Origin of the sequence: Brucella daejeonensis (assembly GCF_014199265.1) — a bacterium.
In the GTDB taxonomy this organism is placed as follows: domain Bacteria; phylum Pseudomonadota; class Alphaproteobacteria; order Rhizobiales; family Rhizobiaceae; genus Brucella; species Brucella daejeonensis.
Window position 1 is genome coordinate 30,029 of sequence record NZ_JACIJG010000004.1, and the last position, 22,422, is coordinate 52,450.

Sequence of the window (22,422 nt, forward strand, 5' to 3'; positions counted from 1 at the left end):
CCATCAGCCTGTCGGCGAAAGTTCTTGACGGAAGTGCTTTCGCTGAGGATAAGTGCTGGCATGAAAACGCCGACCACGAACATTTGTATTTGTGCGATTATTATTGGCTAGCAGCTTGCTGGCCCGGCCGTTTTCGTCTCCCTTTCCTGAAAATTGGATGATAACGCCCCGGTCAGTCGGCTGCGGTTAGTCGCGCATCGATTTTGCAGGTCTTTTGGGGAATATTTACAATGGCTTATGCGCCGCAACTGCGTTTGTACAACACGCTGACCCGCACGAAAGAGGAGTTTTCTCCCATCGATCCGAACAATGTGCGCATGTATGTCTGCGGGCCGACCGTTTACGATTTCGCGCATATCGGCAATGCCCGTCCGGTGATCGTGTTCGACGTGCTGTTTCGCCTGTTGCGCCATGTCTACGGCGCGGAGCATGTCACCTATGCGCGCAACATCACGGATGTCGATGACAAGATCAACGCTCGCGCCGCGCGCGATTACCCCGATTTACCGTTTAATGAAGCCATTCGCCGGGTGACCGAAAGCACCAATGCGCAGTTTCAGGCCGATGTGACGGCACTCGGTAATCTCCAGCCGAGCGTTCAGCCGCGCGCGACCGAGCATATGGACGAGATGCGCGCCATGATCGACCGTCTCGTCAGGCTGGGCGTCGCCTATGTGGCCGAGAACCATGTCCTCTTCTCGCCTTCCGCCATGAACGAACGCAAGGGGCCGCGCTATGGCGCTCTCGCTCGCCGCTCGCTTGACGAGATGCTGGCCGGCGCGCGCGTCGACGTGGCTTCCTACAAACGGGACGAAATGGATTTCGTTTTGTGGAAACCGTCGAAAGAGGGTGAGCCGGGCTGGCCTTCTCCGGCAGGGATCGAGGTGCTCGGTCGTCCGGGCTGGCATATCGAGTGCTCCGCCATGTCGATGGCAAAGCTGCTTGAGCCTTTTGGCGGCGGCCTGAAATGCGACGACCCGCTCAGGAACCAGTTCGATATTCACGGCGGCGGCATCGATCTGGTCTTTCCGCATCACGAGAACGAGATCGCACAGTCATGCTGCGCGCTGGGCACCGAGCTGATGGCCAGCATCTGGATGCATAACGGCTTCTTGCAGGTCGAAGGGCAGAAAATGTCGAAATCGCTCGGCAATTTCATCACCATTCGCGACGTGCTGAACGATGGCCTGCCGCAATTGGGCGAGTGGGAAGACCGCGACGCACACGACCGCTGGGTCGGCCTTGCCGCACGGCTGTCGATGCTACAGACGCATTATCGCGAGCCTATCAACTGGACGGCGCAGCGCCTGATGGAATCCGCCGACGAATTGCACCGCTGGTACGGCCTGTTGCGTGACAGGAATTTCGTCGCGCCGCAGGTGCTCACCGCTGCTGGAGAAGTCGTTGAAGCACTTTCCGACGATCTGAATAGCTGGACGGCGATCACGGCATTGCGCAAGGCGTTCAAGGCGAAAGACGTTGCCAGTCTGGGCGAGGGCATGGCGCTTCTGGGCCTGTTCGATCCCTATTTCGTTGAGACGGCGGACGTGCCGGTCTTTGCCAGGGCAGAGGTGGACAGTGAAGCGATCGAAAAGCGCGTCGCGGAGCGCCTTCGTTTCATTCACGAGAAGAACTGGGCCGAGGCCGACCGCATTCGCGACGAGTTGCTCAAGGAGGGCATCCAGCTCAAGGATGGCAAGGACCCCGAGACGGGCGAGCGTATAACAAGTTGGGATGTGGTAGGTTAGTGGATTGAATTTGACGTTTGAATGCCGACTGAATGAGATGCTGTTTCAAACGTCAAATTCGAAAAATCCACTAGCTGAAGTCCGGATCAAGGGAGGGGATGACATGACGCTCGATAACAGACCGATCTATACGGGCGGTTGCCAGTGCGGTGCGGTCCGCTTTCGTGTCGAAGGCGCGTTGGGGTCGGCATCGATCTGCCATTGCCGCATGTGCCAGAAGGCTTTCGGCAATTTCTACGCACCGCTGGTGTCCTTGAGGGAAGCCAAACTCGAATGGACGCGAAACGAGCCGAAGCGTTTCCAGTCGTCCAATCATGTGAAGCGCGGCTTCTGTCCCGAATGCGGCACGCCGCTCACCTATGAAGCGCCCGACGGGATCGCGCTTGCCATCGGGGCTTTCGATGCGCCCGAGGAAATTGAACCGACCATTCAGTGGGGGGTCGAAAAACGGCTGCCCTATCTGGATGAACTTGCAAATCTTCCCGGCTACAATACGGAGCGCGACCCGGAGAGTATCGAGTTCGTAAGGACGATGATTTCCTACCAGCATCCCGATTACGATACTGAAAGCTGGCCGCAACAGCAAGGTTGACCGGACCGCACACCCACCGACAGGCAGGCAAATGACACGCGAGCGCATCTATATCTACGACACGACCCTCAGGGATGGACAACAGACGCTCACCGTCCGCCCGCAGCCGCGAAGCGTGCGAGGACGGACAGAACTGAAATCAGCCACCCGCCCGCAGCCGCGAAGCGTGCGAGGACGGACAGATGTTGGAACGGGCGGTTGTTGTCCAGCCAGAATGCGGGGAGCAAGATAATGACACGCGAGCGCATCTATATCTACGACACGACCCTCAGGGATGGACAACAGACGCCCGGCGTTGACTTTTCTGTAGAAGACAAGAAAGCGATCGTCGTGCTGCTCGAAGAGCTTGGTGTTGATTATGTCGAGGGCGGCTATCCGGGCGCCAATCCGACCGATACGGCCTTCTTCAAGCGCCGCCAGACTGCGCGGGCCAAATTTGCCGCTTTCGGCATGACAAAGCGCTCGGGCGTTTCGGCTTCGAACGATCCCGGCCTGTCCAGCCTGTTGCAGGCCTCCGCCGATGCCGTGTGTTTTGTGGCGAAGAGCTGGGATTACCATGTCCGCCTCGCACTCGGCTGCACCAACGAGGAAAATCTGGAATCGATCACGGCCTCCGTCACCGCCGCGCGCATGGCGGGGCGGGAAGCACTGGTCGATTGCGAACATTTTTTCGACGGTTACAAGGCCAACCCGGAATATGCGCTCGCCTGCGCCAAGGCCGCTTATTCGGCCGGAGCGCGCTGGGTCGTGCTCTGCGATACGAATGGCGGCACGCAGCCTTCGGAGATCGCAGAAATCGTCGGCGTGGTCAAAGCGGTCGTTCCGGGAGAAAGCCTGGGTATTCATGCCCATAACGACACCGAACAGGCGGTAGCCGTTTCGCTGGCGGCAATCGACGCCGGCGTTCGTCAGGTACAGGGAACGCTCAACGGTATTGGCGAACGCTGCGGCAATGCCAATCTCGTTTCGCTGATCCCGACGCTGGCGCTGAAGCCTTACTGGGCCGAGCGTTTCAAACTGGGGATCAAGCCCGGTGCCTTGAAGAGCATCACGCGCATTTCGCGCGCGTTCGACGATGTTCTGAACCGTCTCCCGACGGAGCAGGCGCCTTACACCGGTAGCTCCGCTTTTGCGACGAAGGCCGGAATTCATGCCTCGGCGCTGCTCAAGGAACCGCAGACCTACGAGCATGTGCCGCCGGAATCGGTCGGCAACAACCGGCGCGTCATGGTGTCGGATCAGGGCGGAAAGTCCAATTTCATCGCGGAACTGGAGCGTCGGGGCATTCGTGTCGCCAAGGACGATGTGCGCCTCGATACGCTGATCGCTCTGGTCAAGGAGCGCGAGGCCGAAGGCTATGCTTACGAGGGGGCGGATGCGAGTTTCGAGCTTCTTGCCCGCAATATGCTGAATCCGCAGCCCGAATTCTTCAAGGTCGACTCTTTCCGCTGCCTCGTCGAGCGCCGTTTCGATGCCAACGGCATGTTGAAGACCGTGTCCGAAGCCGTCGTCAAGGTCGAGGTCGATGGCGAAGTGCGCATGTCGGTGGCAGAAGGGCATGGCCCGGTCAATGCGCTCGATATTGCGCTGCGCAAGGATCTCGGGCGCTATCAGGCGGAAATCGAGGATCTCGAACTCGTCGACTTCAAGGTGCGTATCCTCAATGGCGGCACGGCTGCCATCACGCGCGTCCTGATCGAATCCGGCGACGTGACCGGCGCTCGCTGGCGGACGGTCGGTGTGTCCGACAATATCATCGATGCGTCTTTCCAGGCATTGATGGATTCCGTCAATTACAAACTGATGAAGAACCGCGCCATGGCCGGACTGGCCGCCGCCGAATAAAATTGTCTGTTCACTGCAATTGATGCTTCGATCAGTTTAATTGAATGGATTTTATGAGTCGTTGAGCGCATAGCGGAGAAAGTGTTGTGGTCCGTGTGCCAGCCGTGGCAGGCGGACGCTTTCAGTTTTGCCGAGGAGAGAGGCATGTCCGATCAGACCATCACCGATATGCGCCTTTCCGATGGCGTACGCGGATTTCTGATGGCTCTTGGAGCATATGGGCTCTGGGGCGCGCTGCCTTTTTATCTCAAGACCCTCAGTCATGTACCGGCGATGGAGGTGGTGTCCCACCGCGTGATCTGGTCGGTGCCGGTTGCGCTTCTCCTGCTGGTTGCCCTTGGGCAGTTCCGGGACATTCTCAATGCGGTGCGCCAGCCGCGTATGCTGGCCATGGCTGCTTTGACAGCCGGTCTCATCACCGCCAACTGGTCGGTTTATGTCTGGGCGGTTGCGCATGATCAGGTGATGGGGGCGGCGCTCGGCTACTATATCAATCCCCTGTTCAACGTCATTCTTGGTGGCCTGTTTCTCGGTGAAAGACTGACCAGGGTCCAGTATGTGGCCGTCGGTTTCGCTTTTGCCGCCGTTCTTTTGCTCACCGCCGACGCAGGCGGACTGCCCTGGGTTTCCTTGGCTTTGCCGCTGACATTCGGTCTCTATGGCTTCTTCCGCAAATCGCTGCCGATGCCGCCGCTCCAGGGTTTCACGCTCGAAGTGCTGATCCTGTGCATTCCGGCGCTTGGCTATGTGTTCTGGCTGGCGGCGACGGGACAGGACCATTTTTCCACCGGACCGGCCTTCAACGTGACGATGCTGCTTCTCGCCGGTCCGTTCACGGCCATTCCGCTGATCCTCTACGCTGGCGGCGCCAAGCTGCTGCGTTACACCACGCTCGGTCTCATGCAGTATATGACGCCGACGATGCTGTTCGTCTTCGCGATCTTCATTTTCCATGAGCCGTTTTCCGCCGCCCAGCTCGGCGCCTTTGCCCTGATATGGGCGGGTCTGGCGCTCTATACCTGGTCGATGCTCGCGGAGCATCGGCGTAGCCGAGCCAAGGACTGAACATCACGATCTGTGAACGGGGCGCTCTTCCGGTGGATAGTCTGCCGGAAGACATATTTTGGCCGCTGTTTTTATCAATCTCCCGCCAGTAATCCCACAAGCAATCCTGCGGCGGAGAATTGTTCGGCATGGTCTTCTGGTCAACGCAGGCAAGCGAGCCGCTTTCACCCGGAAGCCTGAATCCCTTTCGGCGGGTCCGTTTTTCCCTGCGAACCCATTTGCGATTTTGTCTCGCACTCGCCACCGCGACGGTTTTGGCCGGGAGCGGGCTTTTATTTACCACCGGGCGGCTCGTCCCGCATGGCCACGCGGCGCAGCCGGTGACGGTCGATCCGGCCCTATTGATCCGGCATCATGCCGCTGCGAGAGAAGCCCGATTGATACCCGAAGCAAGGGGTGGGGCGGGCGGCGGCGTATCGAGACGCATCGACATTGCGGAAGGCGTCGATGACGGCGATGCTCGTCTTTATACCTATCAGCATGTTGTTCTCGACCTGAAAGGGTCGAAGCCGGTTGCGGCCAATGATGGTTTCCTCGACGCAAACCCCGCGCCTGAATCTCCTTTCGGGCGACCAGAAAAGAAGTTGGAACGAGGCGTTCCCATCAATGTGAGCCTCGCCAGACCCGTCGGGGGCAAGGGGGCCAAAGTCCACGAGATCGTCGTCGCTCCGCAATCGCGCGAGCGGCTCGGAGCCTTGTTGCAGGCGGCCGGCATTGCCGAAGAAGACAGCAGGCGTCTTGAAGAAGCGCTGGCAAGGACCGAACTCGTGCCGGGCGACAATCTGGAATTGCTCGTGGACAGGTCTCACAGGGGCGCCGACGATAACGGAGATCGGCATATCGCGCTTGCCCGCTTCGAACATGGCGATTTTGACAAGGCCGTCTACGGACGCGCCGACGACGGCGTATTCCGCGCGACCGGCAATGAGCGCCTGTTTGCGCGGCTTTCACGCGATGCGATGCTGACGGCTCATCGGTCGCAAGGGAACACCGACGGCGATGGCTCCATCCCGTCCCGGCTCAGGCAGGCCGGTGCTCCTCGTGAAATCGTCGGGGAGGTCGAAAAACTGGCTTCCCGGAACGGAATTTCGCTTGCCGGTGGGCAAAACGCGCCGGATCTGATCGATCTTCTTTTCCGCAGAAGTGCCGGGTCCGAGCCGGAACTGGTTTTTGTCGCGTTTACCGCGAACGGGAAAAGCCGCCGGCTATACCGTCACGAGAGGAGCGGCAGAGCTGAATACTTCAACGAAGACGGCTCCTCCATGACCAAATATCTGATGCGGAAGCCCCTGCCGAATGGCCGTCTCAACGATGGTTTCGGCTGGCGCATCCATCCTGTCCTGCACGTCCGCAAGCATCATAACGGTGTCGATTACGATGCGCCCATAGGATCACCGATCGTTGCGGCGGGCGACGGTACGGTTGAGCTGATTTCCTACCAGAAGGGATATGGAAAATATGTCCGCATTCGCCATCAGGGCGGTTACAGCACGACCTATGCGCACCTGTCTGCGGCGAGAAAAGACCTGAAAGTCGGCGATCATGTCAAGCAGGGCGAGGTGATCGCTTATGTCGGATCGACCGGCTATTCGACCGGGCCGCATCTCTATTATGAGCTTAAGGTCGGCGATCGATATGTCGATCCGCTGACGGCCCATCTCAATGCCGGTGAAAAACTGACGGGATCGTCATTGAGCAGTTTCCGCGAGGAAATCGACCACGTGGGATATATCGTCAACGAAATGAAGCTGCCGCCCGTCGCCAGCCATTCCGAGACGGCGAAACCGGGATCGGGGAAAAGCGCCCGTCGCACCGGTCATTTTGCCGGGCGATAGGCCTTTGCCAGCGCAACGAACTCCTCGACGCTCAGGGTTTCCGCCCGCCGGGTTCCGTCGATGCCGGTCTTCTCAAGCAATTCGGCTCCGCCCACCGGTTTCAGGCTTTGCCGCAGCATCTTCCTTCGCTGGCCGAAGGCGGCCTGCGTGATCTGTCCCAGTGCCGTCGCATCGCAGGGCAGGGGATTTTCACGCGGGACGATGTGAACGACCGACGACATGATTTTGGGAGGCGGCGTAAAGGCCTGCGGCGGCACATCGAAACTGATCTTCGACACGGTTCTCCAGCCCGCGAGAACACCCAGCCGGCCGTAATGATTGCTGCCGGGCGCGGCCACGACGCGTTCGGCGACCTCACGCTGAAACATCAGGGTCATGGACGAATAGAAAGGTGGCCATGGCTCCGTGAGCAGCCAGTTGACCAGTAATTGTGTGCCGACATTATAGGGCAGGTTCGCCACGATGCGCGGCTTTGGCCCATCGGGAAACAAGGCCTGGAAATCCTGTTCCAGCGCATCGCCGGAAATAATGCGCAGGCGGCCCGGATAATATGCTTCGATTTCCGCCAGGGCGTCGAGGCAGCGTTCATCGCGTTCGATGGCGGTGACAAGCGCGCCCTGGGCAAGAAGCGCCCGTGTCAGACCGCCCGGACCGGGACCGACTTCGATCACGGGCTGATCGGCAAGATTGCCCGCCTGACGAGCGATCTTCGAGGTCAGATTGAGATCGAAAAGAAAATTCTGGCCGAGCGATTTCTTCGGCATCAGATCGTGCCGCTCGATCACTTCGCGTAGCGGAGGAAGATTATCTATGCTCATGCGTGTCCGTTCGCTGCGTTTTCCGCCAATTGCCGCGCAAGACGGATAGCCGCCACGAGGCTGTCGGGGCGGGCAATGCCTTTCCCCGCAATATCGAAAGCCGTGCCGTGATCGGGCGATGTTCGGATAAAGGGAAGCCCCAGCGTCACATTGACCGTTTCATCGAAAGCCAGCGCTTTGGCGGGGATGAGAGCCTGATCGTGATACATGCAGATCGCCGCGTCATAGCTTGCGCGGGCCGATGGATGAAACATCGTATCGGCGGGCAGGGGGCCGCGTGCATCCACCCCTCTGCGACGCAATTCTTCGATTGCCGGCAGAATGATTTCGTCGTCTTCCTTGCCCATGGCGCCGCCCTCACCGGCGTGCGGGTTGAGGCCGGAAATCGCCAGACGCGGCGACGGGATTGCGAAACGCTCGCGCAGTTCGTCAGCCGTTATCCGCGAAACATCGACTATGTCTTTCGTGTTCAGGCGAACTGGCACTTCGGAAAGCGGAATATGTATCGTGACCGGTACCGCGCGAAGCTCAGGCCCCGCCAGCATCATGACGGGCGTTACCGGCCTGCCGAGATGGCTGCTCGCAAGTTCGGCAAGATATTCGGTATGGCCCGGATGGGGAAAACCGGCTTCATAGAGCGGCTTTTTGGCAATCGGGCAGGTGACGACCGCGGAAGCTTCACCCTCAAGGGTGAGGGCAACCGCGCGCGAGATTGCCTCGATCGTGCCGTCCGCATTTTCGGGCATTGGCTTGCCCGGAGCTTCCACATGGCTGTTTTGCAGCGGGAGGACAGGCAGCGTCGTGCGAAACGCATCGGAGGCTTCGGAAATGGCCGAAATCGTCTTGATCGGAACCGCAAGCCCCAGATGACGCGCGCGCTTTTCAAGCTGGGATGGATCGGCAATCAGCACGAAGGGCGGCAGGGAAAGTTCGTCACGCCGCAGCCAGGCAGCAAGGGCGACATCCGGTCCTATGCCGGATGGGTCGCCGATACTCATGGCCAAGGGAGGGGCCAAGGGAGGGATACGCTTTGCGCACATATTCGATGGTCCCATAAAAATGGGGAGCAGGAGGAGGCGAATGCCGGATCGGCTTAGCGATTGACGATCTTCGCCTTTTCGCGCAGCTCCTGCAGATATTTGTTATTCAGTTCGTCGGCCTTCTTTTCCTGCCCCTCGGCGGAGTCGGCCCCTTCCATGGAGAACACGAGCTGGGCCACACGGTCATCCGAAACCTGACGGGTCGAGCAGACGGCGAGGAATTCCACGCCTTTTTCCGTGTCCTGCGGTGGCGTCGTCCTGCCCACGGGCGTCGATTTGACGGCCTTGGACCATTCGTTCGGCAATTGCTGCTCAAGGATGCGCCCCAGATCGCGAACGGTCACATCGATGATGCCTCTGGCCTGCTGGCGGGTGGCGTCACAGTTTTGAAAACGTGAGCGCAGCGCATTGGCTTCCTGCTTGCGCTTGGCGAGCAGGGCAGACGAGCGCTTCGCGGCGGGCACGACGAAAATGACCTGCTGAAGGCGATATTCGGTCGCGACGGGCTTCTTTCCGCCGTCCTTGAGCATACGCTGAACGGCTTCCTGCTCGCTGATCATGCCTGTGGCCCGGAAACGGGCGCTTACAAGACGGCCCCAGCCCATCTGGACCATGATATATTTCTTGAAATGATCGGGCGTAACGCCGGACTGGTTCATCACCTTATTGAGCTGAGCGAGGCTCATCTTGTTACGCGATGCAAAACCGGCATAGGCCTCATCGACCTGCCGGTCGGAAATGTTGATGCCGCGAGACTTCATCTCGATGCGTTTCAGCATTTCGTCGGTCAGTTCTTCACGGGCCGTCGTGGTGAGGTTCCCGCCCTTGCGCTGAAGTTTCAGGAACGCGACGCGATGCTGGATGTCGCTGTTGGTAATGGCATTGCCGGAGACGATGATTTTGACTTCCGACCCCGCACCTGCGGCAAAAGCCGGGTTCGCAACCGTTCCGAGCGTGGCCGCAAAGACAGCGGCGCTCAGCATGGAGGCGAAAAGAGGTCTTGCAAACATCATCTTTCTTTCCCATTCCTACCGGCCGACACAAGGCCCCCGCCGGATGTAAACCACTCTGGCCAAAGCTGTCTCTGCGCCAATCAGGCAGTCATATCAGCAGCCAATCGCAAGTTGCCTGTATAGATGAGCCAGTGCGGCGAAACAATGACCCCAGAGCTTTGCAATGAAAAATCGTTTAAATTGAGGTCCGCGAGGCGGATTTCCTTGTTTGTGGAACAGCAAGACGCCGAAAGCGGTCTTAATGCTTTCGGCGGCAGAATTTTAGAAGGATTGTGAGCCACTGCCAATATCACCCAGCGTACGCAGCGATATGTTGAAGCTGATGCTATGCGATGGGTCGTTGTCTCTGCCATCGCGCCTCGGATTACGTGTCTGTACGTAAGCCATCGAATAGGTGAAGCACTCGTCGTCATAGGCCAATCCGGCCGATCCCCGGACCAGCGTGTCGGAAACCAGGTCGTAGGTGCTCGAACCGAATACGCGCCAGTTTGTGTTGATCTTGGCGGTGGCTTGACCGGTCACTTCCTGACGAAGGTCGTTGTACCCATAGGCCGGTTGAGGCGCGATATAGGCGTACCGAGCCGAGACAGTCAGCTTTTTCCAGCTTTGCTGCGCTTCCAGCTCGCCGCGCTCGATATCGAAGCTGTCCTTGTCGAAGCGACCGCGAGCGGCAAGCGCAAGGCCAGTCGAATTGGACGTTCCGATCATTGCAACATAATCGGAACGGGCATCTTCAAGACCGGAATCCGCGCCGATGTTCAGGAAGTCGCTGGTGCCAAAGGAATTGACGCCGCCGAGCTGGAACGATTGGCCGCCGAGCGCATAGAGCGCCCAGTCGCTATTGTCGAAATTGCCTGAATAGCGCAGGCCGAGATTGGCGCGCGTTCCGCCTTCGACGCGGTCATAACCGGAAAACTTGTCACGCGAGAACAGATTGGTCGCATCGAAGACGAAGCTCTGGGCGTCTTCATTCGGCAGTTCGCCCGCATAACGTTCGTTGTTTCGAATATAGAGCTGGGCAATCGGTTCGATGATATGCGTCGAACTGGTGCTCGAAAACAGGATCGGCCAACGCAGTTCAAGCCCTGCCGTCGCCATGGCGCGGAGCGCTTCGGAGCGGACCAGCGCATCCGTATAACCCGCATCGATCAGGTTGAAGTTCGAATTGGCGCTAATCGCATCACCGCGCAAGGCCAGCAACGGCGTGATGACCAGACCCGCAGGCGTAATGAACGTGCGCTTCCATTCGACTTCGCTGGTGAGCCGGACATTGGTTCCATCGAAACCGGGGACGCGAGGATAGGCCGGACCGATGAGATTGTTGTTTTTATCTCGGACCGCCGGCGTATAATTGGCATTCCGGCGATACAGAACCTGGAGGTTGCTGGTGAAATTCAACTCGCCGCCATAGACCGGATCGGGCAGCGTGTAGGAATAATCCAGGCTGGGGAATACCCAGGGCTGCTTCGAGTGCATCTCGCGGAGATTGTCCGACAGCAGGGATTCCTGCACGTTGAAGCGGTAGAAGTTCAGGTCGAAATAGTTTCGATTATTGATGCCGCGCAGATAAATCTTCGAGACCTGGGTCCCGCTGTTATAGCCTTCGATATTGTAGGTCCGGCTGAAATTGCGATCCGTCTGGGCCATGATGTCCCAGCCAAAACGCCAGCGCGAATTGATCTCGAAGTCGCCCTTGGAAGCGACCATGCCGCGATTGTCTTCTTCGCGATCGACCGTATTGACGTCGAATTCTTCCGGCTTGTTCTGATGAATGCCGGCAATGCGGAAATCATAGGTCCCGTTCTCGAGACGATGACGCCATTCGGCTTCGGTCAGGAAGCCCTGCTTCATGTAGGCGGTTGTGGACAGCGTCACATCGTAATTCGGGGCCAGTGCCCAGAAATAGGAATTCTTGATGCCGAAGCCCAGATCGTCCTTGTAGGAAAAACCCGGGAACAGGAAGCCGCTCTTGCGCTTCACCGTCGGGTCAGCCATTTCGAAGGCCGGGAAATAGGCGAGCGGCATACCGAACAGCTCGAAACGTCCGCGTTCGAAGCGAACCGTCTTGGTCGCGCTGTTCCAGATGATCTTGCGCGCCTTGATCTGCCAGAGAACAGGCTTGTCCGGGTTCTTGGCGCAGGGTTCGCATGCCGTATAGACGCCGTTGTTGAACGTGGTGATTTCGCCGTTGCTGCGCTCGGCGCTTTCCGCCGCGAAGCGTGTATTGTCCGTTGTCTCGACGCGAAGGCCATTGACGAAGCCATCGCGGAAACTGTCGGTCACATCGATGTGATCCGAGTAGATCCTGTTGCCGTCACGCTCGACAATCTCGACATTGCCGGTCGCGGTCATGCGGCGGGTCTGCTGGTTATAGGTTACCTGATCCGCCACGAGACGATTGCCGTCATATTCGATGCGTACCTGGCCTTTCGCGGTGACGACATTGACATCGCGGTCATAGACAAGCTCGTCCGCCTGCAAAAGCATCCGGGCATTGGGATCGCTCTTGTAGTTTGCGGCGAGGGCATCCTGAGCCAGTGCAGGCGAGGGCAAAGCTGCGACAGAAACGAAAGGTAAAGCAAGGACACACGCCAAAGCCGTCCCGCGCGCAAGTCGCGAGAACGAATGGGGCAATACCATGCGGGCGTTACTCAAACCCACTAACCATCCTCCTTATGCAACAAAAAGGAGACACCGAAAAACGTCGCGATGACAACCGGAACCCAGGCAGCCACGAACGGCGGGACGAATCCCGCATTCCCGAATGCCTTTACCAGCACCGAAACGACATAAAGCATGAAGCCTGCAATAACGCCACCCAGAATCATTGCGCCGGACTGACCAAATCGCACAAATTTCAGGGACACTGTTGCAGCAATGAGAGTCATCGCCATCAGAAGCGCGGGCAACGCCAGAAGCGACTGGTATTGCATGTCGAATGCGTTTGCCGAATAACCGAATGACCGCGCCACTTCGATCTTGTGGCGCAACTGCGTGAAGGGAATCGTGTCGGGCGTGGCGAGCTTTTCCTCAACATATTCGGGGCGAAGCTGCGTCGCGATCTGGACCGAGTCCAGTTTCTGCGGCTCCTCGCCGCGTGCGAATCGCGTCACGTCGGTCAGTTCCCAGTGACCGTCCTCCAGACGCGCGGTGCGGGCGTCGTAACGGTCCTTGATATTCTTCTTTTCATCGAACTGGATGAAGGTCGCGTCGGCCAGCCTCGCGCCCTGATCCAGTATGCTCTTTGCGCCGATGATGGTCTCGCCTTCATCGGTTTTCTGGCGGAGCCATGGATCGCGCAGGGCCGAAACGTTCGTAACCTTGCCGTTCTTCCACGTCGCCGCGATCTCGTCTGCCTTGGAAAAGCCGTAAGCTGCAAACGGGTTGAGAATGAAAATCGTTGCAAGCCCGAACAGACACGCACCGAAACACGCGGGCAGAAGGAACTGCCACGCCGAAACGCCGACGGAGCGCGCAACAACAAGCTCATATTTGCGATTGAGCGAAATCAGGGTCGCCATGGCCGAGAACAGGGCGACGAATGGAATCATCTGCTGCATGATGAACGGGACGCGCATGGCCGAGAGGCCCAGCGCCGCCCACACGGTATAATCCGGCAGATTGGAGAGCTTGCTCGCATTTTCGGTGAAGTCGAGCAGCAGGGCGAGCGCGAAGATACCCAGCAGAAAATAGAGGGTGATCTGCACATAGCGGATGAAGAAATAGCGCCCCAGCGTCCAGCCGATCATGCCTTGCCTCCCGCATTGCGTGAGCGATTGGCGATACGGGCGTAGACTTCGGAAAAGCGTCTCTTCAGCCGGTCGAAATTATCGAGAAGGAAATCGTTCCACCGGTCGGGCAGGCCGACGCGCCGCCCGGTCATCAGCGCAAAACCGGTAACGAGAATCACCGCCAGCGGCACCAGGTACATGATAATCATATAGGTCTGGTCCTTATCGGCGCGATCGGACGAGAAATAGCCCGCCCAATAGACGAGAAGGGCGGTGCTGATCGCGGAGAAAGACGCGGAAACGCGCGCTTCGCGGTGCGAGCGGGAATCGCCCGCAAATGCAAGCGCGATCATGGCAAAGACGACCGGATAGAGCCATTGCGTCAGGCGCCGGTGCAATTCGGCCCTGTATCGCAACGGTCGGGTTTGCAGGATCGGATCGTTGGGATCCGGGTTCAGCAGATAGGAAAGCGGACGGTCCTTGGCATAGATGACGAAGTCGTCGCCGGCCGAAGCGAATTGGCTGAGATCGAACGCATAGGAGTTGAATTTGATGATCGAGACGGTCCCGTCCGATACGTCGCGGCGTTGAACTTCACCGTTGCGCATCAGCAGCATGTCGCCGTTAGGCGTCGAAGCGATTGCACCGTCGGCGGCATAATAGATGAGATCGAGCGACGGGTCGCGGGAATCGGCGATGAAAAGACCGCCGATGCTTCCGTCGGCGCGTCGTTCCGCCACCTGAATATAGAGATTGTCCGCCAGTTTCCGGAAATTGCCTTCCTGAATGATGACGTTCATGAGATCGGCGCTGGCATCGGCAATCATGGCGCGCATGTTCATGCGCGCATAGGGATCGACATAATTGGCCACCAGGAACGACACCACGGAGATGACGGCCGCCAGAATCAGAATTGGCCGCATGACGGCGCTTCGCGGCGCACCGGATGCGTTGATCACCACGAGTTCGGAGTCCTGATTCATCGTCGAAAGCGTCTGCGTGATCGCGATGATCAGGGCGAATGGCATGACAAGCGGAATTGCGGAGGGAATCAACAGGGAGCTGAACTGGACGATCGTCTGGAAAGTCTGGCCGCTGGTTGTCAGGAAGTCGATGCGCTGAAGCACCTGCACCGTCCATGTAATGCCCACCGCTGCGCCAAGCACCGCAAGAAACATGACCGCCACTCGGCGCAGGATGTACAGCTCTATCAATCGCATAGGTGGAGTCTACATCCCGGTTCCGTTGAGGGGGGCACGCGCCAGCAATTGGAACGATGCACCCGATAATGACTGAATTTAATAACGTCTGGCTAACATTGACCCAATAAACCTAGTTAACAGATTACTAACCGGGCCATCAAGGCGCTAGGGTCAGGACCTGTCAATTTGGTGGAAATGGTGTGAGGCCATCCGTCTGGATACGAGGAGAAAAGGCGAAGGAAATGTGGTTCATTTTCGAGACTTTACGACAAAGTAGCCGGGCGGATGGACCACATCCTTCGGACACCGAAAGGCCAAGGCCGGAAATTGGCGATCTGCGGCGTCAAGCCGCTCGACCGGGGGAGCCACCCCGTTTTCCGCGTCTTTCCTTGCAGCTCTTGTCATTTCAGGTGCCATTTCCATCACATTAACAGGTCCTGACCCTATCCCCATTGTTCCAGTAATGCGATTGTGATGTGTGAGGCAACTTTTTTGCGCTCGGGACGTGTGTCAAAAAAATAAAGCATGTTGCTTGAGTATGATTGAACTTAAAACTGAACAATCTGGCATCAAACCCTTGCTGTTTCGCCATATTCGTCTCACATGAGTGAGGAAAAATCGCGACGCAACTGTGTCATTCCTTAACCGGCCTCAACCAGCCTCAACCGGCTTCAATCGGTCACCAAGTCTGGAGTTATCATGTCTAAACGTCCTTCGATTTCTTTTGGCGAGTTCACAACGCCGGAAAAAGGCATCTCGATCGTTCTGGTCGCCAAGGGCGGCGATTTCGCGGACGAGGCGGCGAAGGCAGCCGGCGGCGCCGACAAGATCAGGCGTATCGCCGAAGTTTCGGGTTTCACCGGTGCGCTGGGGAAAACCGCCGAAGCGATTGAAACCGCTGCCGGCGGCGTGGACAAGATCGTTCTGGTTGGCGTCGGCGAGCCGGGCAAGCTTGGCAATGACGACTGGCTGAAGATCGGCGGCGCGGCGTTCTCGCGCATCGGCAAGGCGGAGCGCGCGACGGTAACGCTGGCCCTGCCGGAAACGACGATTGCAGGCGACGAAGCCGCCGACATGGCGCTGGGCATGATTCTGCGTTCCTACAAGTTCGACCGCTACAAGACACGCAAGAATGAGGAAAATGACGATCCGAAGCGCGCCGCCAAGATCAATATCTGTGTGGCGGACACGCATACCGCGAAGCGCGCCTTCGAGGTCGCCGAGGCCGTGGCAGACGGCGTTGTTCAGGCCCGTAACCTTGTAAACGAGCCATCTAATGTTCTCGGACCGGTCGAATTCGCCGAAGAAGCCGAAAAACTCGCAAAGCTCGGTGTGAAGGTCGAGGTTCTTGGCGAAAAGGAACTGAAGAAGCTTGGCATGGGCGCGCTTCTGGGCGTCGCGCAAGGGTCCGTTCGCCCGCCGCGCCTGGTGGTGATGGAGTGGCAAGGCGCGAAAGCCAAGGAAAAGCCGGTCGCTTTCGTCGGCAAGGGTGTGGTGTTCGACACTGGCGGCATTTCGATCAAGTCCGCCGCGGGCATGGAAGACATGAAGGGCGACATGGGCGGAGCCGCTGCCGTTACGGGTCTGATGCGCGCTTTGGCGGGCCGCAAGGCCAAGGTCAATGCCATCGGCGTGATCGGCCTTGTGGAAAACATGCCTGACGGCAATGCGCAACGTCCCGGCGACATCGTGACCACCATGTCGGGCCAGACGATTGAAGTCATCAACACCGATGCGGAAGGCCGCCTCGTTCTGGCCGATGCGCTGCATTATACGAATGATCGCTTCAAGCCGCGCTTCATCGTCAATCTCGCGACGCTCACGGGGGCTGTCATGGTGGCGCTGGGCCAGTACCATGCGGGCCTGTTCTCCAACGATGACGAACTGGCCGACCAGCTTTACGATGCGGGTCAGTCGAGCGGTGAAAAGCTGTGGCGTCTGCCGCTCGGTGCCGAATACGACAAGATGATCGATTCGAAATTCGCCGACATGAAAAACAGTGCCGGTCGACATGCCGGCTCCATCACGGCGGCGCAGTTCCTGAAGCGCTTCGTGGGCGAAACGCCATGGGCGCATCTGGATGTCGCGGGCACGGCAATGGGTTCGCCCGCAAACGAATATAGCCAGTCGTGGGCGTCGGGATATGGCGTACGCCTGCTCGACCGTCTTGTCCGCGATCATTTCGAGAGCTAAATTTTTAGCAAACAATAGGATGGATGGAGAAGCTGAATCGGTTTCTCCATCCTGTCAGAACGGGCAGGGCATGGCGGAAATACTCTTCTACCATCTGACGGAATCGACGCTGGACGAAGCATTGCCCGGCCTTGTGGAGCGTTCCCTGGGGCGTGGCTGGCGCGTCACGGTCCAGACTGTCAGTGAAGAAAGGCGGGATGCCCTGGACAACCTGCTATGGACCTTTTCGGATACGTCCTTCGTGGCGCATGGCACCGACAGGGAGTCCAACCCGGAACATCAGCCGGTCCTCCTGACCACCACGGAAGCCAATCTCAATGGCGCGACCGTCCGCTTTCTCGTCGAAGGTGCAACGCTGGAGCGGGCCGGAGACTATGAGCGGCTCGTGGTGATGTTCGACGGACATGATCAGGACCAGCTCGATATTGCCCGCACCCAGTGGAAGAGGTTCAAGGCGGAGGACCACGATTTGACCTATTGGCAGCAGACGCCCGACCGGCGCTGGGAGCGCAAGGCGTGATACGGGCGGTTCTGTTCTTGATGATTGCCGCCGGCATCGCGCTCGGCCTCGGCTATCCCTGGTACATGCGCCATTTCACCGGCAGCGAGATCGGTCGCTGGACCGTGCTCGAAAACCGCCAGAGCGGCTTCAGGGTTCAGGAAGTGCGGCTTGCCGCAAGCGATGCGCCGGTTCGCGTTTTCATCGACGCGACGCCTTTGCCGGGCTATATGCCCGCCGAACGCCGTTCCGCCGTCACGCTCGCTGTCAGCCGCGACGGGATGCCGGTTCTCTCGCAGGGGCTCGATTTCGTTTCGACAAGCGGTTCGATCAACACGGATCGTCCGCAGGATGGCGGCGTGTTGCGCCAGAGCGCGGGCGATATCGATCCCGTCATTCCGGGATCATACGCTTTCCGGCTGGTGCAGGGAAACACGGACGGGCTTCAGCTTTCCAGGGCCGAACTCGTTCTCAGGCGCGGCGCGGAAACCCCGAACGAAACCTATACGACCATCGGACTCGTCCTTGGTGTGCTCGGCCTCTATGGCCTGATGCGCACACGGCTGCGGCGCCATCAAGGGTGAACCATGACAACCGTTCGCGCCTTTCTGGATCGCCTGCTATTATTGCTGCTTTCTGCGCTTGCGGCGTTCTTCGCACTGTTCCCGTTGGAAAGGCTGGGTGTCTTCGGCTCGTCCTTCGAAGGGCAGAGCGGTTACGCGGCTGTCTTTTTCGGCTTTCCGATCCTGACCGTCATTTTCGCCGTTATGGCGGTCCGTTTCACGCCGCGCCCGCTACCCATGGCGGTAAGAATTCCGGGATGGGCGATTCTGGCCATCGCGGCGCTACTGATTCTTGGGGGATGAAGCGTGGCGGCTCAGTCCGCCATCGCTTCCTCATATTCGGTTGAAAGCTCCAGCCATTTGTCTTCGGCCTGCGCCAGCGCGGACCTGGCGTCGCTCATGTCCTTATTGATACGAACCGCCTTTTGCGGCTCCTTTTCATAAAGGGCCGGGTCTTCCAGTTGTGTGCTGAAGGCTTGAATCTGTTTCTGCAGTTTTTGCATCAAGGTCTCGGTTTCCTTGATCTTTTTCTGCAAGGGAGCGAGGGCTTCGCGCCTTTGTGCCGCGAGCTTGCGCTGTTCGGCCTTGTTGACCTTCGGTCCTTCGTCGCGATCGGCGGCGGGTTCGCCCCTGGCATCCGCCAGAACGATCTGGCGATATTCGTCTAGATCGCCCTCGAACGGTTTCACGCCGCCCTCGCGCACCAGCCAAAGGCGTTCCATCGTTGCTTCGATCAGGTGGCGGTCGTGCGCAATCAGGATGACCGCACCGTTGAAGTCATTGAGCGCGTGCACCAGCTCCTCGCGGCTGTCGATATCCAGATGGTTGGTCGGCTCGTCGAGGATAAGCAGGTTCGGGCCATGGAACGTCGCAAGGCCCATGAGAAGGCGAGCCTTTTCACCACCCGACAGATCGCGGGCAGGTGTCAGCATCTTTTCGGTCGAAAGGCCCATCTGCGCCACGCGGGCACGAACCTTGGCTTCCGGTTCCGTCGGCATCAGCTGGCGCACATGCTCGATGGCATTGTCGTCGGGCACCAGATCGTCGAGCTGGTGCTGCGCGAAAAAGGCAACCTTCAGATTGGGTGAAACGGTAAGCCTGCCGTTTTCCGACGCCAGCCGCCCGGCAATCAGCTTGGCAAGCGTCGATTTGCCGTTACCGTTCGAGCCGAGCAGCGCAATGCGGTCGTCATTGTCGATGCGCAGCGTCACATTGCGCAAAACGGGCTTGCCCGGCACATAGCCGACATCGGCATTGTCGAGCGCGATAATCGGCGAGGCGGCCTTCTTCTCCGCGTCGGGAAAACGGAATGGCTGCACATGGCTCTCGACATAGAGTTCGATGGGCTTCAGCTTTTGCAGCGCCTTGAGGCGTGATTGCGCCTGCCGGGCCTTGGTCGCCTTGGCGCGGAACCGCTCTACGAAGCTTTCCATATGCTTGCGGTGGGCTTCCTGCCTGGCATGGGCCTTCTGCTGCAATTCCAGCATCTCGTGGCGCTGTCGTTCGAACTGATCGTAATTGCCGCGCCAGAAGCTGATTTTCTTCTGGTCGAGATGCATGATCGAGCTTGTTGCCGAGTTCAGGAGATCGCGGTCGTGGCTGATGATGATGACCGTGTGCGGATAACGCTTCACATAATCCACCAGCCACAACACGCCTTCGAGATCGAGATAGTTGGTCGGCTCGTCGAGAAGAAGCAGGTCGGGTTCGGCGAAGAGAACGGCGGCGAGCGCCACGCGCATACGCCAGCCGCCGGAAAAATCGGAAGCGGGGCGGCGCTGCGCTTCCGCATCGAATCCGAGGCCGGACAGGATGGCGCCTGCGCGCGCTTCCGCCGAATGGGCGTCGATATCGGCCAGGCGGGTGTGGATTTCCGCGATCCGGTGCGGATCTGTCGCGGTTTCGGCTTCTTCGAGAAGCGCCGCGCGCTCCTTGTCCGCCTTCATGACGATTTCGATGAGCGCTTCCCCGGTGCCGGGCGCTTCCTGCGCCACCTGACCGATGCGCGTGTTCTTCGGCAGCGAGATGCTGCCGGTCTCCGGCGCAAGATCGCCCGTGATTACCCGGAACAGCGTGGATTTGCCGGTGCCGTTGCGGCCGACAAAGCCCGTCTTCGAACCCGCGGGCAGCGTCACGCTGGCGTGGTCGATCAGAAGGCGTCCGGCAATTCGTACGGAAATATCGTCAAGAATAAGCATGGTGAAAGCGCTTTTGCACGGCTTGAAGCGTTTCCGCAAGTATCATGCGAAACGGCGGCCGTCTTCGGTACGCTGAAATCGTGAGAGGTCGAGCGACGGAGCGTCGGCGCCGAGCCGCGTCAATGCTGTGTGGACCTGCCCACGATGGTGGGTTTGATGATTGAACAGATGCGCCAGGGATGGCGCCAGCCGCTGACTGATCGTGCGCATGGAACTCAGCGGGGTGTAAGTGTAGCGCCCCGACAGCTTCTGCGCGTCCAGCTCGTCCGTAAAGCGGCAGATGCGATCGTCTTCTGCCTGACGCTTCTCGCGCAACGCAATGAAATTGTCGGAGATGATGGCATCCAGCGCCTTCGGATGGTCGCCTTCACCGGTGAAGCGCTTCATCCAGATGCGGTCCGCGACCAGTATGTGATTGAGCGTGCGATGGATGGACCCGAAGAACAGGCCGAGATCGAGACGATATTCTTCATCGCTCAACTGGGCGGCGGCCTGGTAGAGCAACGCGTTGGCCCATTTGTTGTAATAGGCGAACATCTGAAAATGCTGTTCCATCGTGGCCCCGCTATCCGATAGATTGAATCAGAGTGGCATCATCTATGCCTTCAATTTTCTGCCGTCTCAAGCGGCTAAACAGGCCGTGACGTTCGCTGCCCCTTGGCAATTTGGCCTATCGACGGTATAGAGCCTCACCTTCCTGAATTTCCCATCAAACAAGGTGTCATAATGGCAATCGAACGTACCTTCTCCATGATCAAGCCCGACGCAACCCGTCGCAATCTCACCGGCGCCATCACTGCCAAGCTTGAAGCAGCCGGCCTGCGCGTTGTCGCGTCGAAGCGCGTCTGGATGAGCCTGCGTGAAGCTGAAGGCTTCTATGCTGTTCACAAGGATCGCCCCTTCTTCGGCGAACTGACCGAATTCATGTCTTCCGGCCCGACGATCGTTCAGGTTCTCGAAGGCGAGAACGCAATTGCCAAGAACCGTGAAGTCATGGGCGCGACCAACCCTGCCAATGCCGATGAAGGCACCATCCGCAAGGAATTCGCCCTGTCGATCGGTGAAAACTCCGTGCACGGTTCGGACGCCCCGGAAACCGCTGCCGAGGAAATCGCCTACTGGTTCTCGGGCACCGAAATCGTCGGCTGATCCCTTCTGCCGATAAAAGAAAAAGCCCGGTTTGCGCCGGGCTTTTTTGTTTCAAAGGCTCTGTGCAAGCCTTGCGATTTCTTTCCCCTCCTGATCGAACAGGACCAGTTTGCCCATATCGATCTTGTAAGACCGCGTCTGGCCCAGAACATCGAGGAATTTGCGCTCCTGGTTCATGAGCGCCGGCGGGCATTGCATGTAGGTCGAGCCGATATCGGCGAACGAGATTTCATCGCCCGCAACGGTTGCCTTGCTGAAATAGCGATTGCAGCCGCCCGATCCGTTCACCGCGCCGTCAGTCGCGACCGTCAGCGTGGTCTGCGCATTGTCGATCACGCCACCGCCCTGAATATCTTCCGCAAGCCAGTCCTTGCCTTCGATGCCGATGGCCGCGCCGTCGTCGGCGCTCTTGCGCACCATGACGACGCGAATTTCCGCCGGGGCGCCGGGATTCTGCGGATCGATCGTCAGGCGTTCGTCATTCACGAACCAGAGCGTATCGCCCGCCGAAATACGCGCCTGTAACGCGTAGGTGTGGTCCGGCTCGATCTGGCCCGTGTCGAAATTGATGGCAAAGGGGATTGGCGAGCCTTGAACGGATTCGATTCGTGTTTCGCCGACGACCCTCGACGGTGCGTCCGCAAGGGAAACATCGGAAAGCTGGACGGTGAGGCTGGCTTCCGGCGGAAGCGCGATCCGCTCACGATACATGACCATGCCGCTAATTGTCTTTTCGGCAGCCATGCTGGTTGTCGGCATGGACGTGGTCAGGAACAGGGCCGCGCCGCCGAGCGCGCCAATGCCGACCGCAAGCGCAGCCGCAATTGAAAGGGTTTTCGCAAGTCCTTTTCGCATCGTAAGCCTGAAACTTCCGTTCCCGCACGCACTGTTTTGGTCGAGACAGACGACGCTGATGCGGTTTCCTGCCTGT

At 58.8% G+C, this 22,422-nt stretch carries 19 protein-coding genes; 10 read left to right on the forward strand and 9 right to left on the reverse strand.

What is annotated here, in order from left to right; translation table 11 throughout:
- Positions 1-230 precede the first annotated feature (230 nt).
- The 5 genes from cysS to FHS76_RS05850 all read left to right on the forward strand — a co-directional run bounded on the left by cysS (position 231) and on the right by FHS76_RS05850 (position 7,085).
- Positions 231-1,748, forward strand: coding sequence for a cysteine--tRNA ligase (gene cysS, locus FHS76_RS05830; RefSeq protein ID WP_183649444.1), 1,518 nt, complete (start codon positions 231-233; stop codon positions 1,746-1,748).
- Between the two features lie 103 nt (positions 1,749-1,851).
- Entirely contained in the window at positions 1,852-2,340 is a 489-nt protein-coding gene (locus FHS76_RS05835; protein WP_183649447.1) for a GFA family protein, read from the forward strand.
- A 231-nt stretch (positions 2,341-2,571) separates the two neighbouring features.
- Entirely contained in the window at positions 2,572-4,185 is a 1,614-nt protein-coding gene (cimA, locus tag FHS76_RS05840; RefSeq protein WP_183649450.1) for a citramalate synthase, read from the forward strand.
- Between the two features lie 144 nt (positions 4,186-4,329).
- On the forward strand, positions 4,330-5,250 hold the full coding sequence (rarD, locus tag FHS76_RS05845; RefSeq protein WP_183649453.1) for an EamA family transporter RarD: 921 nt from the start codon (positions 4,330-4,332) through the stop codon (positions 5,248-5,250).
- A gap of 128 nt (positions 5,251-5,378) precedes the next feature.
- The gene (locus tag FHS76_RS05850; protein WP_183649456.1) at positions 5,379-7,085 is read left to right on the forward strand and encodes a M23 family metallopeptidase; all 1,707 of its coding nucleotides are present in this window, start codon (positions 5,379-5,381) and stop codon (positions 7,083-7,085) included.
- Here the strand turns inward: FHS76_RS05850 and rsmA are convergent.
- From rsmA to lptF, 6 genes are all read right to left on the reverse strand, one after another.
- A complete protein-coding gene (gene rsmA, locus FHS76_RS05855) occupies positions 7,067-7,903 on the reverse strand; it encodes a 16S rRNA (adenine(1518)-N(6)/adenine(1519)-N(6))-dimethyltransferase RsmA (RefSeq protein WP_183649457.1) in 837 nt (278 codons plus the stop codon). The two genes, FHS76_RS05850 and rsmA, sit on opposite strands and share 19 nt — an antisense overlap.
- A complete protein-coding gene (pdxA, locus tag FHS76_RS05860; RefSeq protein ID WP_183649460.1) occupies positions 7,900-8,943 on the reverse strand; it encodes a 4-hydroxythreonine-4-phosphate dehydrogenase PdxA in 1,044 nt (347 codons plus the stop codon). The genes rsmA and pdxA overlap by 4 nt, the downstream gene beginning before the upstream one ends.
- A 53-nt stretch (positions 8,944-8,996) precedes the next feature.
- Complete coding sequence (locus FHS76_RS05865) at positions 8,997-9,956, reverse strand: peptidylprolyl isomerase (protein WP_183649463.1); 960 nt, start codon at positions 9,954-9,956, stop codon at positions 8,997-8,999.
- A gap of 261 nt (positions 9,957-10,217) precedes the next feature.
- Positions 10,218-12,596 carry an LPS-assembly protein LptD gene (locus tag FHS76_RS05870; protein ID WP_183650149.1) on the reverse strand — a complete coding sequence of 793 codons (2,379 nt, stop codon included), beginning with the start codon at positions 12,594-12,596 and terminating at the stop codon, positions 10,218-10,220.
- 20 nt (positions 12,597-12,616) lie between these two features.
- Complete coding sequence (lptG, locus tag FHS76_RS05875; protein ID WP_183649466.1) at positions 12,617-13,705, reverse strand: LPS export ABC transporter permease LptG; 1,089 nt, start codon at positions 13,703-13,705, stop codon at positions 12,617-12,619.
- Entirely contained in the window at positions 13,702-14,907 is a 1,206-nt protein-coding gene (gene lptF / locus FHS76_RS05880) for an LPS export ABC transporter permease LptF (protein ID WP_183649469.1), read from the reverse strand. Before lptF ends, lptG begins: the two co-directional genes overlap by 4 nt.
- Before the next feature lie 681 nt (positions 14,908-15,588).
- Here lptF and FHS76_RS05885 point away from each other — a divergent pair.
- From FHS76_RS05885 to FHS76_RS05900, 4 genes are all read left to right on the forward strand, one after another.
- Entirely contained in the window at positions 15,589-17,082 is a 1,494-nt protein-coding gene (locus FHS76_RS05885; protein WP_183649472.1) for a leucyl aminopeptidase, read from the forward strand.
- A 70-nt stretch (positions 17,083-17,152) separates the two neighbouring features.
- On the forward strand, positions 17,153-17,602 hold the full coding sequence (locus tag FHS76_RS05890) for a DNA polymerase III subunit chi (RefSeq protein ID WP_183650152.1): 450 nt from the start codon (positions 17,153-17,155) through the stop codon (positions 17,600-17,602).
- Positions 17,602-18,165, forward strand: coding sequence for a type IV secretion system effector BspB (gene bspB / locus FHS76_RS05895; RefSeq protein ID WP_183650155.1), 564 nt, complete (start codon positions 17,602-17,604; stop codon positions 18,163-18,165). The genes FHS76_RS05890 and bspB overlap by 1 nt, the downstream gene beginning before the upstream one ends.
- Before the next feature lie 3 nt (positions 18,166-18,168).
- On the forward strand, positions 18,169-18,447 hold the full coding sequence (locus tag FHS76_RS05900; RefSeq protein WP_183649475.1) for a hypothetical protein: 279 nt from the start codon (positions 18,169-18,171) through the stop codon (positions 18,445-18,447).
- An 11-nt stretch (positions 18,448-18,458) separates the two neighbouring features.
- Here the strand turns inward: FHS76_RS05900 and FHS76_RS05905 are convergent, their stop codons facing one another.
- Positions 18,459-20,342 (reverse strand): ABC-F family ATP-binding cassette domain-containing protein, encoded by a 1,884-nt coding sequence (locus FHS76_RS05905; protein WP_183649477.1) that lies wholly within the window; start codon positions 20,340-20,342, stop codon positions 18,459-18,461.
- A 42-nt stretch (positions 20,343-20,384) separates the two neighbouring features.
- Entirely contained in the window at positions 20,385-20,897 is a 513-nt protein-coding gene (locus tag FHS76_RS05910) for a DinB family protein (protein WP_183649479.1), read from the reverse strand.
- Between the two features lie 171 nt (positions 20,898-21,068).
- Between FHS76_RS05910 and ndk the strand changes: the two genes are divergently transcribed.
- A complete protein-coding gene (ndk, locus tag FHS76_RS05915) occupies positions 21,069-21,491 on the forward strand; it encodes a nucleoside-diphosphate kinase (RefSeq protein WP_010661674.1) in 423 nt (140 codons plus the stop codon).
- 51 nt (positions 21,492-21,542) lie between these two features.
- On the opposite strand, the gene FHS76_RS05920 is transcribed toward ndk, so the two are convergent.
- Positions 21,543-22,346: an META domain-containing protein gene (locus tag FHS76_RS05920; protein WP_183649481.1), complete on the reverse strand. Its 804-nt coding sequence runs from the start codon at positions 22,344-22,346 to the stop codon at positions 21,543-21,545.
- Between the last annotated feature and the right edge of the window lie 76 nt (positions 22,347-22,422).

What these genes read in the sequence shown, in the direction of transcription:
- cysS (WP_183649444.1), top strand. Translation starts at nt 231, where the DNA reads ATGGCTTATGCGCCGCAACTGCGTTTGTACAACACGCTGACCCGCACG.
- FHS76_RS05910 (WP_183649479.1), bottom strand. Translation starts at nt 20,897, where the DNA reads ATGGAACAGCATTTTCAGATGTTCGCCTATTACAACAAATGGGCCAAC.
- FHS76_RS05890 (WP_183650152.1), top strand. Translation starts at nt 17,153, where the DNA reads ATGGCGGAAATACTCTTCTACCATCTGACGGAATCGACGCTGGACGAA.
- FHS76_RS05900 (WP_183649475.1), top strand. Translation starts at nt 18,169, where the DNA reads ATGACAACCGTTCGCGCCTTTCTGGATCGCCTGCTATTATTGCTGCTT.
- FHS76_RS05870 (WP_183650149.1), bottom strand. Translation starts at nt 12,596, where the DNA reads ATGGTATTGCCCCATTCGTTCTCGCGACTTGCGCGCGGGACGGCTTTG.
- lptG (WP_183649466.1), bottom strand. Translation starts at nt 13,705, where the DNA reads ATGATCGGCTGGACGCTGGGGCGCTATTTCTTCATCCGCTATGTGCAG.
- FHS76_RS05920 (WP_183649481.1), bottom strand. Translation starts at nt 22,346, where the DNA reads ATGCGAAAAGGACTTGCGAAAACCCTTTCAATTGCGGCTGCGCTTGCG.
- rsmA (WP_183649457.1), bottom strand. Translation starts at nt 7,903, where the DNA reads ATGAGCATAGATAATCTTCCTCCGCTACGCGAAGTGATCGAGCGGCAC.
- FHS76_RS05835 (WP_183649447.1), top strand. Translation starts at nt 1,852, where the DNA reads ATGACGCTCGATAACAGACCGATCTATACGGGCGGTTGCCAGTGCGGT.
- FHS76_RS05850 (WP_183649456.1), top strand. Translation starts at nt 5,379, where the DNA reads ATGGTCTTCTGGTCAACGCAGGCAAGCGAGCCGCTTTCACCCGGAAGC.
- FHS76_RS05885 (WP_183649472.1), top strand. Translation starts at nt 15,589, where the DNA reads ATGTCTAAACGTCCTTCGATTTCTTTTGGCGAGTTCACAACGCCGGAA.
- pdxA (WP_183649460.1), bottom strand. Translation starts at nt 8,943, where the DNA reads ATGTGCGCAAAGCGTATCCCTCCCTTGGCCCCTCCCTTGGCCATGAGT.
- FHS76_RS05905 (WP_183649477.1), bottom strand. Translation starts at nt 20,342, where the DNA reads ATGCTTATTCTTGACGATATTTCCGTACGAATTGCCGGACGCCTTCTG.
- ndk (WP_010661674.1), top strand. Translation starts at nt 21,069, where the DNA reads ATGGCAATCGAACGTACCTTCTCCATGATCAAGCCCGACGCAACCCGT.
- cimA (WP_183649450.1), top strand. Translation starts at nt 2,572, where the DNA reads ATGACACGCGAGCGCATCTATATCTACGACACGACCCTCAGGGATGGA.
- FHS76_RS05865 (WP_183649463.1), bottom strand. Translation starts at nt 9,956, where the DNA reads ATGATGTTTGCAAGACCTCTTTTCGCCTCCATGCTGAGCGCCGCTGTC.
- lptF (WP_183649469.1), bottom strand. Translation starts at nt 14,907, where the DNA reads ATGCGATTGATAGAGCTGTACATCCTGCGCCGAGTGGCGGTCATGTTT.
- rarD (WP_183649453.1), top strand. Translation starts at nt 4,330, where the DNA reads ATGTCCGATCAGACCATCACCGATATGCGCCTTTCCGATGGCGTACGC.